The organism is Streptomyces sp. NPDC002643 (assembly GCF_053592555.1).
The window spans coordinates 145,942-161,730 of the sequence record NZ_JBSFVY010000009.1 but is presented as its reverse complement, the minus strand read 5'-3'; the positions used below and the strand labels follow the sequence as shown (position 1 = coordinate 161,730).

The following is a 15,789-nucleotide window of genomic DNA, read 5'->3' as shown; positions in this document are numbered from 1 at the left end:
GTCATGAGCGACGACCATGTCTACCTGACCCTCGCCGAGGGACACGAGGACGACGCCCGCTGGGCCTACGGCACCGGCTTCGAGGACCCTCTGCACGGCGTCGACACGACCGTCCCCGAGGGCGTCGACGTACGTGAACTGGCCGCCGGCTGTGTGGCGTTGGCCGACGACGCCCTGATCTCGGCCCAGCGCCTCGCCGAGTGGACGACTCGCGCGCCCGAGCTGGAGGAGGAGGTGGCGCTGGCCAACATCGGCCTCGACCTCCTCGGCCAGGCCCGGCTGCTGTACTCCCGCGCGGGCCAGGTCGACGGCACCGGGCGCGACGAGGACGCGTACGCCTACTTCCGTGACGCCGACGACTTCCACAACGTGCGCCTCGCCGAACTCCCGAACGGCGACTTCGCGTTCTCCGTCGTCCGGCTCCTCGTCCTCTCCAGCTGGCGCCTCGCCCACTTCGAGCGGCTGGCCGACCACCCGGACCCGGTGCTCGCCGCGATCGCCGCGAAGGGCGTCAAGGAACTGACGTACCACCGGCAGTACGCGGCAGAATGGGCCGTACGGCTGGGCGACGGCACCGAGGAGTCCCACCGGAGGATGCGCAGAGCGCTGGAGCAAGTCGCCCCGTACTTCGGGGAGTTGTTCACGGCGTACGACGTACGGGAGGAGGTCGCCGCGGTGCTCCGCCAGGTGACCGAGGCGGCCGGCCTCCCCATGCCGGTGTACCGCCCCTTGGCGGGCGCCGGCCGCACGGGCGAGCACACCGAGCATCTCGTTCCCCTCCTCGCCGAGTTGCAGAGCGTGGCCCGAGCCCACCCGGAGGCGACATGGTGACGACGACGCCGCTCGACGCGCGCCGCGCCCGGCACATCGCCGAGCGGGTGCCCGACCCCGAGCTGCCCATGGTGACCCTGGCCGACCTGGGCGTCCTGAGGGACGTGGAGCTGACCGAGGACGGCACGGTGATCGCGAGCCTGACCCCGACCTACTCGGGCTGCCCGGCCATGGCCGAGATGCGCGCCGATGTCGCGGCGAGGCTGCGGTCCGCCGGATTCGAACGGGTCGAGATCCGCACGGTGCTGACCCCGCCCTGGACGACCGACTGGATCACCGAAGCCGGTCGCCGCAAGCTCACGGAACACGGCATCGCCCCACCCGGCGCGGCCCCCCGAGGCCCGGTCCCGCTGACACTGTCGCCCACCCGACGAACGGTCGCCTGCCCCCACTGCGGCTCGACGGACACCGAGGAGACCTCCCGCTTCGCCGCCACATCCTGCAAGTCCCTGCGCCGCTGCCACACCTGCCGCGAGCCGTTCGAGCACGTCAAGGAGATCTGATGAAAGGCCTGAGTCAAGACCCGACGGGAGGCCCACAGGACAACAGGCTCACCGCCACCCTCACCCCGTCCGCGCCCCCGCCGCCTGGGCCCACCACCTCGGCCCCGACGACCCGGCCCAGCGCCTCGGCTCCGGTGACCGGGCCTGTCGCTTCGGCTCCGGTGACCCGGCCCAGCGCCTCGGCTCCGGTGACCGGGCCTGTCGCTTCGGCTCCGGTGACCCGGCCCAGCGCTTCGGCTCCGGTGACCGGGCCTGTCGCTTCGGCTCCGGTGACCCGGCCCGGCGACTCCGGCCCGGTGACGGGGCCTGTCGCTTCGGCTCCGGTGACCCGGCCCGGCGACTCCGGCCCGGTGACGGGGCCTGTCGCTTCGGCTCCGGCGATCCGGCCCGGCGCCTCCGCATCGGTGACCGGGCCCACTGCCTCTATCGCGGAGCTGGGTTCGTCTGCCCCCGGCGCGAGGCCGGTCTCCTCGGCGGCCCCGGCGACCCGGCCCGGCGCCGCCGATGCTCCTGCGACCGGGTCCACCGTTTCGGCCCCGGCAACCAGGTCCGCCGTCTCCGCCTCGGCGATGGGGCCCACTGCCTCCATCGCGGAGCGGGGTTCGTCTGCCCCCGCCGTAACGCCGGCCTCCTCCTCCGCTCCGCCGACGCGGCCCAGCGGCTCCGTCCCGGCGGCTGGGCCTGCCGTTTCGGCTCCGGTCACCCGGCCGACTGTCTCCGGCTCGGCGGCGGGGTCCGCCGCTTCCGCCCCGGCGACCGGGCGGCCCACCGCCTCCGCTGTGGAGCCTGGTTCATCCGAACCCGTTGCGGCGCCGATCTCCTCCATCTCCCCGTCCGAGGTCCCCGTCGCCCCGACCTCATCCGCTCGCCCGCGCGTTCGCCGCCGCGCTGCCTTCCACCCGCTCCGTGTCTCCGCCGTGCGGCCCCTCTGTGAGGACGCCGTCGCCGTCGGCTTCGAGATCCCGGAGGAGTTGGCGGAGGAGTTCGTGTTCGCGCCGGGGCAGTCGCTCACGTTGCGGCGTGAGGTGGACGGGCGGGACGAGCGGCGGTCGTACTCGATCTGTTCGCCCGTCGGTTCGGCGCCGCGGATCGGGGTGCGGGTGGTGCCCGGCGGGTTGTTCTCCTCCTGGCTCGTCCATGACGTACGCCCCGGCGACACCGTCGACGTCATGGGCCCCACCGGCATCTTCACGCCCGACCTCGGAGCCCCCGGCCATCACGTCCTGATCGCGGCGGGCTCCGGCATCACGCCCATGATGTCGATCGCCGAGTCGGTCCTGGCCGCCGACGACCGTTCGACGGTCACCCTCTTCTACGGCAACCGCCGCACCGGCACGGTGATGTTCGCCGACGAGCTGGCCGACCTCAAAGACCTGTACCCGGCCCGTTTCCAACTCGCCCACGTACTGTCCCGTGAGCCCAGGGAGGCCGAGCTGCTCTCGGGCCGTCTCGACGCCGAACGGCTCTCGGCGCTGATCGGCTCCCTGGTCGATGTGGAACACGCCGACCACTGGTGGCTGTGCGGCCCGCACGGCATGGTCGTCGACGCGCAACGGGTGCTGGCCGGACTCGGGGTACCCACGGACCGAGTGCACCAGGAGCTGTTCTACGCCGACGACGAGCCCGTACGGGAGGTGCGCCACGAGGAGGCCGCCGCCGAGGGACCGGTCAGCGAGGTCACCGTCACCCTCGACGGCCGCTCCACCACCGCGGCCCTCTCCCGCGACCGAACCCTCCTCGACGGCGCCCAACGCACCCGCCCCGACCTGCCGTTCGCCTGCAAGGGCGGAGTCTGCGGCACCTGCCGGGCCCTGATCACCGACGGCGAGGCCGACATGCGCCGCAACTTCGCCCTGGAGGAGGCCGAGGTAGAGGCGGGCTACGTCCTGACGTGCCAGTCGTACCCGGTCTCGGAGAAACTGACGGTCGACTACGACAGCTGACGCGGATGCGCCGGGCGCCTTCCACTGCCTTGCACCGCCTTCCACCCGCCCCGGCCCTCTCAGCCCGTCCGGCGTTTGAGGACAAGGCCGTTCAGGCCGAAGCGGGGGTCCGGGGGCGCAGCCCCCAGGGATGGGACGGGTAGGGGCGGCGGGGGCGAAACTCCTCGGCCCGCCCCGCCCCCGTCACCCCCGATGCAACCGCTCCACCAAAATATCGATCACCAACGGCGTACGCGGCCCATAACTCAGCAGCACCCCGTCCTCCAGATCGACCACCCGCCGATCCATCCCGGCCGGCGTCTCCTTGATCCCCGGAATCTCCACGAGCCCCTCGACACCACCCACGGACTCAAGTCCCTTGGTCATCATGAGGATCACCTCGGGCTGGGCCTTGACCAGCGCCTCACTGGTGATCGGTGTGAACGGCTTGTCCAGCCCGGCGACCACCCCGGCATCCTCCGCCCCGGCCGCCGCGATGAGCGAGTCCGCCCCGGACCCCTTCCCACCGATGAGATACACGGCCGCCGACCCCCGCATGTACAGGAACGCCACCTTCGGCCTGCTCCCCTCGGGCACAGCCGCCCGAGCCGCCTTCAGCTCACCGGCGATACGCTCGTTGAGGGCCTCACCGGCCGACGGCACCCCCAACGCCTCGGCCACCCGCGTCGTCCGCGTACTCACATCGGCCAGTTCCGTCGCCGGATCGAGTACGACCACGGGAATCCCGGCGTCACGGATCTGATCCAGCGCCTCACCGGGCCCGGTGTCGGTGTCGGCGAGCACGACCGTCGGATCGAGGGACAGCACACTCTCGGCGCTCACATCATGCGCCTTGGTGACCTGCGGAAGATCCTCGGCCTCCTTGAACGTGGCCGTGATGTCCCGCCCGACGACGTTGTCACCGAGCCCCAGCGTGAACACGATCTCCGCGATGCCCCCGTTGAGCGGAAGAATCCGCGAGGCGTCCTCGACGGTGACCTTCTTCCCGTCGGACGAGTCGACGGTGACCGGCAGTTCCGGAGTGGGCGCCTCCCCTTCGAGCGGGACGAGCGAATTCGTCCTCAACTGCTTCAGCGCCGCCGCGGCGCGGGCGCTCGCGGACGCCGGCGAGGCATCGGCACTTTCTGATCCCCCGTCACCGCCACTGCCTGCGCATCCGGTGACGAGCACGGCGAGAGCGACGGCGACGGCGGCAACTCCCCTTCGCGCAAAGGAGGGTTGAGGTCTTCCGTTCGTACGCATCGAACCGCCTTCCATGTCTACCGTTCCCAACAGTTGTTCGTTACTTTAGGTTAGCCTTACCTGAGTTTCCTACGGTGGGAGTGCTGACACCGATGCACAGATGTGCCCTACGAGCCCGACGAGTCCTACGAGCCCCGCGCACCCTGAGAGCCGTCCCGGCCTCGATCGCCGTCGCGGGAGCCCTGATCCTCGCCCCGGCGCACTCGGCGGCGGCCGCCGACTCCGCCACCGGCCCCGAGGGTCAGAAACTCACCGTGTCCAAAACCTCCGGGCTCGACCCGGACGGCGAGACGGTCACGGTCTCCGGCACCGGCTACAACACGGAGAAGGGCATCTACGTCGCCTTCTGTGTGGACAACGGCGCGGGCAAAACGCCGACGCCCTGTGTCGGCGGGGTCGACATGGAGGGCGAGTCCGGCGCCTCGGTGTGGATCTCCTCCAACCCGCCCTCCTACGGGGAGGGGTTGGCCGAGCCGTACGAGGGCAGCGGGCACAAGGGCACCTTCTCGGCGCAGATCAAGGTACGGGCCAAGGACGCCAACACCGACTGCACCAAGTCCGGTGTGACCTGCTCGGTGATCACCCGCAACGACCACACCCGGTCCAGTGACCAGAGCCAGACGGTACGCGTCCCGGTGACCTTCGCCGGGGCCGAGGACACGGGCGACGACAGCACGGCGACCCCGACCCCGACATCGACTGCGTCGACGGGGTCGACGACCACCGGCGGAACGAGCGGCACCGACAGCGACACGGCCACGTCCGACGACCCGCTGGCCAGCACCGGCAGCGCCGCCGTACCGCTCGGCCTCACCGCGGCAGGCCTGGTCGCGGCCGGCGGCGGCGCCTGGTTCTGGGCCCGTCGACGCCGTACCGCATCCGAGGGAGGACTTTCGAGGTGATGAACAGACCTGGTGCGGCCGTCACGGCGGCGGGCGCGCTGCTCGCCCTGCTCTGCCAGGGCACGGCGACGGCCCGGGACGGGGACGGGCCCCCGAGTGAGGTGTCCGGCGGATACGCCGGCTGGGGCCCGACATTCGGGACCCCGTCCGACGGCGAGGCGACGGTGACGGCGGAAGCGCCCGCCGTACGCGGCTCCGGCGGCCGGACCTGGTTCCCCGTCGAGGGCGGCAGCGCGACCCCGGCGAGCGGGGACGCGGACGTGGACCTCGCCGGCGCGATCCGCCTGAGCACGGCCGGGGCCGACACCCTCACCCTCGCCGATCCGCGCCTCCGACTCGACGGCGGCACCGGAACCCTCCGGGTACGCGCCGAACACGCGGGCCGGACCGACGACTTGACGCTGGCCGAGGTCGGCGTAGCGAACGCCGAAGGCCCGACCGTACGCGGCGGTGGCGCGACCTGGTCCGGGCTGCGGGTGACACTGACCGCCGAGGGAGCCGCGCTGCTCACCGACTGGAGCGGCACGTCGTACGAGGCCGGCGACGAACTCGCCCCGCTGGACATGACCGTGGGCACGGGCACGGGCACGGGCGAAGCCGGGGAACCGCAGGGGGAGAGCGCCGACTCCGGCGCCGGGTCCGGTGACTCCGACGCCGCCACCTCCTCGCCCGCCCCGGCGGACGCCGCGGACGGCCGTACGGAGACGGAGGCCGAGAAAGCCGCCGGGGGCCAGTCGGCGGCCGTGGAGCGCGCGAGTCTGACCCCGGGCGGCGAACAGCGGGTCACCGGCGAGGGATTCGAGCCCGGCGAGATCGTCCTGGTCGCCATCGACGACGACACCCGCTACGAGGCGGTGGCCGACGACTCGGGCCGTGTGGCCCGGGACTTCCCGGTCTACGACACCGCCACCGAAGGCATTCACACGGTGGAGCTGTACTCGGTGACCGGGGGCCGTAAGGCGACGGCGGAGTTCACCGTGACGTGACCACCGGAGCCCTCCCCGGCCCCATCTGCTCCCGCTTTGCCGTCTGTTGACAAATAGATCTCACAAAAGATTAGGTAAGCCTTACCTAAGTTCACCGGCTTCGCCTGGAGCCGGTGAACATCGGCCTTCGAGAAAGGTTCTCCCGTGAGAGTCGTTCCCTCCCCCCGCACCGCCGCCCGCACCGCTCTGGCCGTCGCCGCCTCCGCCGCCCTCACCCTCGGCCTCACCACCTCCGCCTCCGCCGCCACCTCGACCCGTACGGTCGTCGACGCCGGGACCACCTACAACCTGTCCCTGACCGCGCCGGACACGGCCGCCGCGTCGGGCCAGGTCATCACCGTCTCCGGCTCCGGCTACAACACCGCCCAGGGCATCTACGTAGGCCTCTGCGTCGTCGACGGCGCCCAGGGCGCGAGCAAGCCGACCCCCTGCCTCGGCGGCCAGGACGAGTCCGGCTCCACCGGCGCCTCCCACTGGGTCAACGACACCTTCGGCGGTCTGTTCGCCAACAGCTCCAAGTTCGGCACCGGCGGCACCTTCAGCGTGAGCATCTACGTCCAGGCCACGCTTGAGGACGGCAGCGTCTGCGGCGAGGACGTCACCTGCGCCGTCGTCACCCGCGCCGACCACTTCGACACCAACGACCGCAACTACGACGTCCACGCCCCCATCACCTTCCAGTAACCACCCACCAGGCCGGGCCCCTTCGCCACGGGGCCCGGCCCTCGGCGTCCCCCGGGCGGCACCCCCGAGTGCGGGGCGCACCCGACGAGTTGAGGAACCCATGAGAGACGACACGACGGACCGGAGACAGCCGGACCTGAGACAGTCGGACCGGAGTCGGCCGGACCGAAGGCAGTCGGACCGAAGGCAGTCGGACCGGAGGCAGTCGGACCGGGGGCAGCCGGATCGGGGGCAGCCGGAGCGCGCGACCGGAGCCCGCCTCCTCCGGCGCCCCGCCGCACTCCTCGGCGCCGCCGCCCTCGTGGCCGCCACGGTCACCGCCGTCACGGTGAGCACCTCGGCCCAGGCCGCCGACACCCCGAAGACCGGACACGGCCAGAACGGCCAGAAACTCACCGTCGACGCCTCCGCGAACCTCGACCCCGATGGCGAGAAGCTCAGGGTCACCGGCTCCGGCTACGACGCCACCAAGGCCATCTACGTGGCCCTGTGCAGGGACAACGGCGACGGCAAGATCCCCACCCCGTGCATCGGCGGCGCCGACGAGAACGGCACCGGCAGCTCCTCGCAGTGGATCGTCCCCGAGGGCGACGAGTACGCGGGCGACCTCGCCGTCACCTGGGGCGCGGGCGGCACCTTCGACGTCGAGATCGACATCAAGGCCAAGGACAACGGCGTCGACTGCGCCCAGGTCGTCTGCTCGGTCGTCACCCGCGTCGACCACCGCGACTCCGGCGACCGCTCCCAGGACGTCCGCGTCCCCGTCACCTTCGAGGGCCAGGACACCGGCGGCGGGGACGACGGCGGCGACGGAGTGGACGTGCCCGCCGGTACGGTCGTCTACGAGGAGTCGGAGGACTTCAAGGCCGCCGCCGGCGAGGTCAAGGACCTGCTGCTGCACCCCGACTCCGGCAAGCTGTACGCCGGTTCGGAGGATTTCGTCGACACAGGTGACGTCAACGAGCGCGGCCTGCACATCCTCGACGCCACCACCGGCACGTCCCTGAGCCATGTCGTCCAGGCCCCCGGCTCCACCGGCACCCTCGGCCCCCGCAACGTCTCCATGATCGCCGCCCCGCTCGGCGGCGACGGCGTCGTCTTCCACTACCCGCTGCGCGGCATCGGCACCGCCAAGGACGGCGACACCAACGCCGCCGGCGTCTGGCTCCCCGGCGCCACCGTCACCGGCGTCGGCCCCGGCACCAAGGCCACCACCGCCCTGGTCGCCCAGGGCGCCCAGCTCTCCGAGGTCGACATCGCCACCGGCGCCACCTTGGACAACCGCACCCTCACCCTCGACGGCGGCTCCGTCCTCGGCGTCGACAGGGCGAAGGGCGTCGCCTGGTCCGCCGGAGCCTCCGGCGGACAGCTGCGCCGCGTCGACACGGGCACTTTCGCGGTCACCGCCACCGCCACCGACGAACTCCCCGCCGCACCCGTGGGGTTCGTCGAGGCGGACCCCGCCACCGGCAACGTCTGGGTGGGCAGCGGCAGTTCGGTACGCGTCTACGACAAGGACGCGGGGCACCTGAAGACCGTCGAGGGCACGGACGAGGCCGCCGACATCGCCTTCGACACCACCACCGGCCGCGCCTTCGTCATCTGGAACGACACCGGCGACACCGGCAACGGCGCCGACGACACCAGCTCCCTCGGCGTCTACGACACCACCACCTTCGCGGAGACCGCCACCCCGACGAAGCTCGTCGGCAACAACTCCCAGATCGGCCAGGCCTCCGTGGCGGTCGCCCCGGGCGGCACCTCCGTCTATGTGAGCAACCCCGTCCAGGGCGACATCGTCAAGCTCGACCGCCGGATGTCCCCCAAGGTCACCCAGACCCCGACCGACCGGACCGTGGCCCCCGGCGACGAGGTCTCCTTCGTCGCGGCGGCCGAGGGGACCCCCGAACCCACCGTCCAGTGGGAGGTCAGCGTCAACGGCGGCCAGACCTGGTCCGCGATCGAGGGCGCCACGAAGAACGCGTACAGCTTCACCGCCAGGGCCGCCCACGACGGCTACGCGTACCGCGCGGTGTTCGAGAACTCCGTGGGCACCACCCATACCTCACCCTTCACCCTCACCGTCACCGAGGCCGACACCAGCACCGGCGGCGACGACGGTGGCGACGGGGACGACGGCGGCGAGGACGAGGAGCCCTCCGGCACCAAGACCGTCACCGGCCCCAACGGCCAGAAGCTCACCGTCACCCCCGTCAACAACCTCGCCACCGAGAACCAGACCCTCAAGATCGCCGGCTCCGGCTACGACGAGGACAAGGGCATCTACGTCGCCCTCTGCGTCGACAACGGCGACGGCGAACTGCCCACCCCGTGCATCGGCGGCGTCGACATGAGTGGCGAGTCGCACACCTCCGCGTGGATCTCCTCCAACCCGCCCGACTACGGCGAGGAGTTGGCGATCCCGTACGGGGACGGCGGCACGTTCGAGGTGGAGCTGACCATCGACGCCAAGGACGAGTACACCGACTGCTTCAAGGCCACCTGCGTCCTCGCCACCCGCGCCGACCACACCCTCTCCGGCGACCGCTCCCAGGATGTCAAGGTCCCGGTCGCCTTCGTCGGCCAGGACCCGGTCGACACCGACGACGAAGGTGACGGCGACAGCGACGGTGGCACCTCCAGCAGCGGTTCGACGACCGGCTCCACCAGCGGCACCGGCGGCTCCAGCGGCAGCACGGGCAGCACGGGAGGCGGCTCCACCACCGGCGACGACGGCAGCCTCGCCTCGACCGGCATGACCGTCCTCGGCATCGCCGCCTCGGCCGCCGCCCTCACGGTGACGGGCTGGCTCCTGCACCGACGGGCCCGGAGGATGGGCCGGGGGACCACCGCCTGACCGCGAACACCTGACCGCGAACAAGGAATGAGAACCGGAGCCCGGCGCACCGAAACCATCGGCGCACCGGGCTCCGCCCCTCTCCTCCCGGTCCGACGCGGGGCACCACAGCTCATCTCGACGTAGTACGGCCAAGAGCCGCAGCACGGCCAAGAAATCCCTGTCCGGCCAAGGACCGTAGTCCGGCCAAGTGCCGTCATGCCTCCGACGATGTCGGCGGTCGGTTCCCGGCCGCCCGGCCGATCGACCGCACCAACGGCAGCAGCCGATGCGGCACCCGCTCCCTGAGCGCCACCTCCGTACGGGTGCGTACGACGCCCGGCAGGCTGATCAGCGTCTGGATCACATCCTCCAGATGTGCGTTGTCCCGGGCCACGACACGGGTCAGCAGATCGCCGCCGCCGGTGATCGAGAAGGCCTCAACGATCTCCGGTACGGCCGCCAGCGCCTCGCCCACGTCGTCGAGATGCCCCTGGGTGACCTCGATGTGCACGAACGCCAGCACCGGGTGGCCGAGCGCGGCGGGGGAGAGCGAGGGGCCCGTCCCGGTGATCACCCCGTCGCGTTCCAACCGGTCGAGTCGGGCCTGGAGGGTGCCCCGGGCGACCCCGAGGATACGTGCGTACTCCCGCACGCTGGTCCGTGGCCGCTCCAGGAGCAGCCGCAGGATACGGGTGTCGAGTTCGTCCACGGCCGCGACTGTACCAATGGCCCACCGAACCGACCTCAGGCCGAGCCACCCCATGAGCAGCGCTCCTGCCCACGAGCCATCCGCCGAGCCTGCCCTACGCCCTCGACGCGACCCGCCAGAGCATCAGACCCGCCAGAGCGTCAGGTCCGCCAGCAGGAAGCTGATGCCGGGGGAGTCCCACAGCGCGGTCGACTTCACCTGGACCACGAGCAGCCCGATGTCCCCGGCGGGGTTCTTGACGCAGATCTCGCTGCCGGCGGCCACCGCGGGCAGCGGCAGATCGTGGCTCTCGGTCCCCGCGAAGGCGGTACGGCACGTATCGAGCGTGGCCCCCGGCTCGCTGTACAGCAGCCGGATGTCGGTGGTGTCGCTCTCCAGCGCGCAACCGACGTCCTCGCAGACGAAGCGGATGTCCCCGTCGCCGCCCTCACGGTCGGGGTCCTCGATGCTGAGCGCCCGCTCCTCGTCCAGCCATCGCTGGGGGAACGCCTGGGGCTGCGGTGCCTTCGACGGGGCGGCGGAGGGGTCCGAGACCTCCGGTGCCCCGCTGCCCGCCCCCGAGGTGGACCTGCTCTTCGACGAGGACTCGGAGGACGACTTCGAGGAGCCCCGCGCGGACGCCGTGGAATCGGGGGCCGAGGCCGAGGCGGTGTCCCGGTCCCGGAACAGATCCGTCCCCCTCCAGACCGTCCAGGTCAGCCCTGTCACCAGCAGCACGCCCACCGTCACGGCGGCGGCCACGACCAGCGCGGTACGTCTCCGCCGGGAGCGCGGCTCGGCGGGCGCCGTCGCCTGTGGCTGGGGCTGGGGCAGCAAGGGCCCCGACTGCGCCCGCACGGGACTGCGGACCGTCACCGGAACCGTCGCCTCTGAGCGGGGACGGGGAATCGTCACGTCCGACGTGGGCCGGGCATCCGTCCCGTCCCCCGAGGCAGGAACCGCGGCTCCTGCCGCGCGACCGCGAACTTCCGGGGACCTGGGAGCCGCCCCGTCCGCCCCGAGGGCGGGCACCTCCGCCTCCGGCGTGGATGAGGGGGCCGGAGCCGGAACCGTCACCTCCGGGCCCGTGACCTCCCGCCAGACGGCCGGACCTCCACCCGCCGCAGCCTCCCCGCCCAGCTCCCGCCGACACCAGTCCAGGACCTCCGCAAGTGTGGCCCGCTGCTCCGGGTCGGCGGCGAGACACCGGGCCATCAGCGGACGCAGTCGCTCCGGCAGCCGTTCCAGGTCGGGCTTCTCGTGCACGATCCGGTACAGCACGGTGACCGAGGGGCCGTCCCCGTACAGCGGCTCGCCCAGGGCGGCGAACGCGGCCGTCTGGCCGAGCGCGAAGACATCGGTGGCCGTCGTGACCTCATGCCCGGACGCCTGCTCGGGTGCCATGAACTGGGGCGTGCCGACGGCGGAACCGGTGGCCGTGTGCGAACTGAGGTCGGCGCCCAGCGAGATACCGAAGTCGATCACCCGGGGCCCGTCGGCGGCGAGCAGCACGTTCGACGGCTTCAGATCCCGGTGCACGATGGCTTCGCCATGGATGGCCTGCAGCGCCTCGGCCACCCCGGCCACCAGCCACAGCACCGCGGGCACCGGCAGCGGACCGCGCCGGGCGACCGCCTCCGCGAGGGAGGGCCCCGGTACGTACAGCGTGGCCAGCCAGGGCGGGGTGCCGTCCGCGTCGGCGTCGATCAACTCGGCGGTGTACGCGCCCCGCACCCGCCTGGCCGCCCTGATCTCCCGGCCGAACCGCCGCCGGAAGGCCGGGTCGTCGGCCAGCTCGGGCCGCACCACCTTGATGGCCACCGGCCGGCCGCCCGGTGTGTGCGAGAGGTAGACCCGCCCCATGCCGCCCGCCCCGAGCCGAGCGGCCAGCCGATACCCGGCCACCGCGACCGGATCGTCCCCCTGCAACGCCTGAAACACGTCAGTCGCACGGCTCATCGGCCGTCGTACCCCCTGATCCCCTCGGTCGATCCGCTGAAGTCGATCAACAGCAGCAGCCTAAGCCTTGTGTCATGACCACGGCGGCGAGTTGGGTCGCCGGGCGGGACCGGTCGAATCCCTGATCCGTTGGCCTACCAGAAGCCGCCCCGTGTGCCTCTTCGGTGAGCCAATGGCTCATTTTCCGGCACGGCTGTTGAGCCACTGGGGTGGAGGGTGCTACCTCTGTGTCGTATCCACGTAGTTTCGGCGCCGCGCGGTGCCGGACGGCGACGAAGCCGTCCCCGGAGCGCGGCGCCTTCGCCGTGCCCGTCGACCGTCCGACACCCCGGACGGCGCGGGCCCGGCGTGCACCACGGCAAGGGGGCGGCACACGCCATGAAGAGGACGCTCATAGCTCCTGATCCGGGACGGTCACGGCTGCGGACCTCGGTCCGCGCCGTCATCGGCGTCGGTACCGCCGCAGCCGCGTCCGAGCTGTGCGGCTTCTCGCTGCCCGCGTCGATCACCGGCGGACTGGCCGCACTCCTCGCCCTGTTCACCGTCACCGACGCGACCGTCCCCGCCCAGCGGATCACCACGGCGCTGCTCCCCCTGGCGGGATTCCCGGTCCTCGCCCTGGCCGCCACCCTGCACGAGATCACCGCCGCCCGTGACCTCGCGTTCGTGCTCACCGTCTTCTGCGGCGTGTACGCCCGCCGCTGGGGGCCACGCGGCCAGGCGCTCGGGATCTTCGCGTTCATGAGCTTCTTCGTTACCCAGTTCCTCCACGCCGTCCCCGCCCAACTGCCCGAGCTGTACGCCGCGATGACCCTCGCCCTGGTGGCGGCGGGCGCGGTGCGCTTTCTGCTCTGGCCCATCGAACGTGCCGTTCCGCCCGCCGCGGTCCCCGCCGAGCCGCCCAGCGGCGGCGGCCTGGCCCGGCCGACCACCCGGCAGGCCTGCCAGGCGGCCATCGCCTGCGCCCTCGCGCTCGCGATCGGCCAGTCGTTCTCGGAGGACCGCTGGTACTGGGCCGTCGGCACCGCGTGGTGGATCTTCGTCAACACCGCTTCCCGGGGCGAGACCCTGGTCCGTGGTTTCCGCCGGGTCCTCGGAACCGTCGTCGGTGTCGTCGTCGGCCTTCTGGTCGCCGTCCCGCTGGCCGGTGCGCCCGCGCCCTCGGCGGTCCTGATCGCGCTCTGCGTCTTCGGCGTCTTCTACACGGCGGCGGTGTCGTACTCCTGGATGATGCTCGCCGTGACCGTCATGGCCGGCCTCCTCTACGGGCTGCTGGGCGTGCTGGACCCCGGTCTGCTCGCGCTGCGTCTGGTGGAGACGGGCGTGGGTACGCTGTGCGCCGCGCTCGCCGTGGTCCTCGTCCTGCCGGTCACCACGCATGCCACGAACGACGCCTGGATTCAACGGGCTCTGCGTTGTGTGCACGCCGCCGCGACCGCGACCGCCGCCCGCCTCGAAGGCGACCCCGAGGCCGATCCGACGCCCCACGCGGCCGAGTTGGAGGCACTGTACGGCCGGGCCAGGGTGGCGCTCGCCCCGCTGCTCCACCCCCTCAACCCCTTCCGCGCCCGCAAGGAACGCGCCCGTCGGGCCATCGGGGCGCTCGGCGACTGCGTCGAGGAGGTACGGGCCTTGGTCACCGCCACCACCGCCGCAGCCGCTACCTCTGCCCTCGCCGACTCGGCGGCCGGAACGCGCGAGGCCTCCCTGGTGGCCGCCTGCCGGCGTGTGAAGGCCGCCGTCGATGCCCTGACCGTCGGTGAGGGGCGAGTCGCCGGTGCCGGTGGGGAGCGTGATTCCCGGACGGATGCCGGGGCGCCGCTGGTGCATCTGCACAACCTGGAGAGGGCGCTGTCGGAACTGGCGCGGCCGCTGGGAAGGCCGACGGGCTCACGACTGGCCGGCTCCTCCAGTCCGATCGCCTCCTGAAGTTGGCCGGATTCCGCCCCCGCCGACGGCACGTCCGCCGACGGCGCGTCCGTGTCGCCGGAGAGGGCGCCTCGCCTTCCGCCGCCCCTGCCGCGTCCGCTCGGCATCCCCACGCCCCGCTCGGCCCTGCGCGACCGCACCGACCCGTCACCGAGCACCCCTCCCTTTTGGTCTAGACCTGCTGCTACTGTCGCCCGCAGTACAAGCGATCGGGAGGGGCGGCAGTGGCAGCAACCACGGCAGTGGACGGCAACGGGCGACGGCGGGCCTACATCGGCTCGTTCACCGGCGAGGGAGGCCCCGGCGTCCTCGTCGCCTCCGTGGACGGGAGAACCGGCGCCCTGACCGTCCTGGCCGGCGCCGACGACCTACCCGACCCCTCCTACCTCGCCCTCTCCCCGGACGGCGACAAGCTCTACGCGGTGAGCGAGCGGGCGGAGGGCGCGGTGGCCGCCTACCGGGTGGCGGACGGCAAACCCGAGGTGACCGGCCCCCCGACGGCGGTCGGCGGCACCCCGACACACCTCTGCCTCTTCGCCGGCCATGTCCTGACCGCGGACCACGGCTCCGGCAGCGTCACCGCCGTACCCCTGCGCCCCGACGGCACGCTCGCGCCCACCGCCTCCGGCACGCTCCGCCACACCGGATCGGGCCCGCACCCCCGCTTCCAGCGGGAACCCCACGCCCACCAGGTGGTCCCGGACCCCTCCGGCCGCTGGTTCCTCGCCGTGGACCTGGGCACGGACACCGTGCGGGTGTGCACCCTGAAGGCCGGCGTCCCCGTCGTCCACCACGCGACGGCGCTCCGCCCCGGCGTCGGTCCACGCCATCTCGCCTTCGGCGCGGACGGAACGCACGTCCATGTGCTGGGCGAACTCGCCCCGACCGTCACCACATACCGCTGGAACGCCTCGGACGGCCTTCTGGAGCCCCTGGAGGAGACCGGGGAGACCTCGGTGCTTCCGGGCGCCCCGGACGGCGACGCGTACCCCTCGGGCATCGCCGTGTCGCCCGACGGCCGCTTCGTGTGGACGGCGACACGCGGCGTGGACGTCCTCTCCGTGCTCGCGGTCGAGGACGACGGACTGCGCCTGATCACCACCGTGCCCTGCGAGGGCCGCTGGCCACGCGCCATCGCCCATGACTCCGGCACCCTGTACGTCGCCAACCAGCACTCCGGGGACGTCACCTGGTTCACCGTCGACCCGGACACGGGCGTACCGGCGCCGACCGGCGCGATCGAGGTGCCCGCGGCCTCCTGCGTGGTCCTCTGAGCCCGGAAA

General features: G+C 72.4%; 13 protein-coding genes. 9 read left to right on the top strand and 4 right to left on the bottom strand.

Going from position 1 to position 15,789, the window contains the following annotated elements:
• Nucleotides 1-3: 3 nt before the first annotated feature.
• The gene (gene paaC / locus ACWD4G_RS16150; RefSeq protein WP_451293686.1) at nt 4-831 is read left to right on the top strand and encodes a 1,2-phenylacetyl-CoA epoxidase subunit PaaC; all 828 of its coding nucleotides are present in this window, start codon (nt 4-6) and stop codon (nt 829-831) included.
• Nucleotides 825-1,334 (top strand): 1,2-phenylacetyl-CoA epoxidase subunit PaaD, encoded by a 510-nt coding sequence (gene paaD, locus ACWD4G_RS16145; RefSeq protein WP_451293684.1) that lies wholly within the window; start codon nt 825-827, stop codon nt 1,332-1,334. The genes paaC and paaD overlap by 7 nt, the downstream gene beginning before the upstream one ends.
• Before the next feature lie 13 nt (nt 1,335-1,347).
• On the opposite strand, the gene ACWD4G_RS16140 is transcribed toward paaD, so the two are convergent.
• On the bottom strand, nt 1,348-2,160 hold the full coding sequence (locus tag ACWD4G_RS16140; RefSeq protein WP_451293936.1) for a hypothetical protein: 813 nt from the start codon (nt 2,158-2,160) through the stop codon (nt 1,348-1,350).
• Here ACWD4G_RS16140 and paaE point away from each other — a divergent pair.
• Nucleotides 2,159-3,277, top strand: coding sequence for a 1,2-phenylacetyl-CoA epoxidase subunit PaaE (gene paaE, locus ACWD4G_RS16135; RefSeq protein WP_451293916.1), 1,119 nt, complete (start codon nt 2,159-2,161; stop codon nt 3,275-3,277). The genes ACWD4G_RS16140 and paaE overlap by 2 nt on opposite strands.
• A gap of 183 nt (nt 3,278-3,460) precedes the next feature.
• Here the strand turns inward: paaE and ACWD4G_RS16130 are convergent, their stop codons facing one another.
• The gene (locus ACWD4G_RS16130) at nt 3,461-4,534 is read right to left on the bottom strand and encodes a heme/hemin ABC transporter substrate-binding protein (protein WP_451293914.1); all 1,074 of its coding nucleotides are present in this window, start codon (nt 4,532-4,534) and stop codon (nt 3,461-3,463) included.
• Between the two features lie 77 nt (nt 4,535-4,611).
• Here ACWD4G_RS16130 and ACWD4G_RS16125 point away from each other — a divergent pair, with 77 nt between their 5' ends.
• The 4 genes from ACWD4G_RS16125 to ACWD4G_RS16110 all read left to right on the top strand — a co-directional run bounded on the left by ACWD4G_RS16125 (nt 4,612) and on the right by ACWD4G_RS16110 (nt 9,948).
• The gene (locus ACWD4G_RS16125) at nt 4,612-5,421 is read left to right on the top strand and encodes an LPXTG cell wall anchor domain-containing protein (RefSeq protein WP_451293682.1); all 810 of its coding nucleotides are present in this window, start codon (nt 4,612-4,614) and stop codon (nt 5,419-5,421) included.
• Complete coding sequence (locus ACWD4G_RS16120) at nt 5,421-6,407, top strand: HtaA domain-containing protein (protein WP_451293680.1); 987 nt, start codon at nt 5,421-5,423, stop codon at nt 6,405-6,407. The genes ACWD4G_RS16125 and ACWD4G_RS16120 overlap by 1 nt, the downstream gene beginning before the upstream one ends.
• Before the next feature lie 144 nt (nt 6,408-6,551).
• Nucleotides 6,552-7,091, top strand: coding sequence for a hypothetical protein (locus tag ACWD4G_RS16115; RefSeq protein ID WP_451293678.1), 540 nt, complete (start codon nt 6,552-6,554; stop codon nt 7,089-7,091).
• Between the two features lie 100 nt (nt 7,092-7,191).
• Nucleotides 7,192-9,948: an immunoglobulin I-set domain protein gene (locus ACWD4G_RS16110; protein WP_451293676.1), complete on the top strand. Its 2,757-nt coding sequence runs from the start codon at nt 7,192-7,194 to the stop codon at nt 9,946-9,948.
• 196 nt (nt 9,949-10,144) lie between these two features.
• Here ACWD4G_RS16110 and ACWD4G_RS16105 read toward each other — a convergent pair whose 3' ends face one another.
• Nucleotides 10,145-10,693 (bottom strand): Lrp/AsnC family transcriptional regulator, encoded by a 549-nt coding sequence (locus ACWD4G_RS16105; RefSeq protein WP_451293674.1) that lies wholly within the window; start codon nt 10,691-10,693, stop codon nt 10,145-10,147.
• A 69-nt stretch (nt 10,694-10,762) separates the two neighbouring features.
• Nucleotides 10,763-12,577 carry a protein kinase domain-containing protein gene (locus ACWD4G_RS16100; protein ID WP_451293672.1) on the bottom strand — a complete coding sequence of 605 codons (1,815 nt, stop codon included), beginning with the start codon at nt 12,575-12,577 and terminating at the stop codon, nt 10,763-10,765.
• Between the two features lie 378 nt (nt 12,578-12,955).
• Here ACWD4G_RS16100 and ACWD4G_RS16095 point away from each other — a divergent pair, with 378 nt between their 5' ends.
• On the top strand, nt 12,956-14,506 hold the full coding sequence (locus tag ACWD4G_RS16095) for an FUSC family protein (protein ID WP_451293670.1): 1,551 nt from the start codon (nt 12,956-12,958) through the stop codon (nt 14,504-14,506).
• Between the two features lie 224 nt (nt 14,507-14,730).
• A complete protein-coding gene (locus ACWD4G_RS16090) occupies nt 14,731-15,780 on the top strand; it encodes a lactonase family protein (RefSeq protein ID WP_451293668.1) in 1,050 nt (349 codons plus the stop codon).
• The last annotated feature ends 9 nt before the right edge of the window (nt 15,781-15,789 follow it).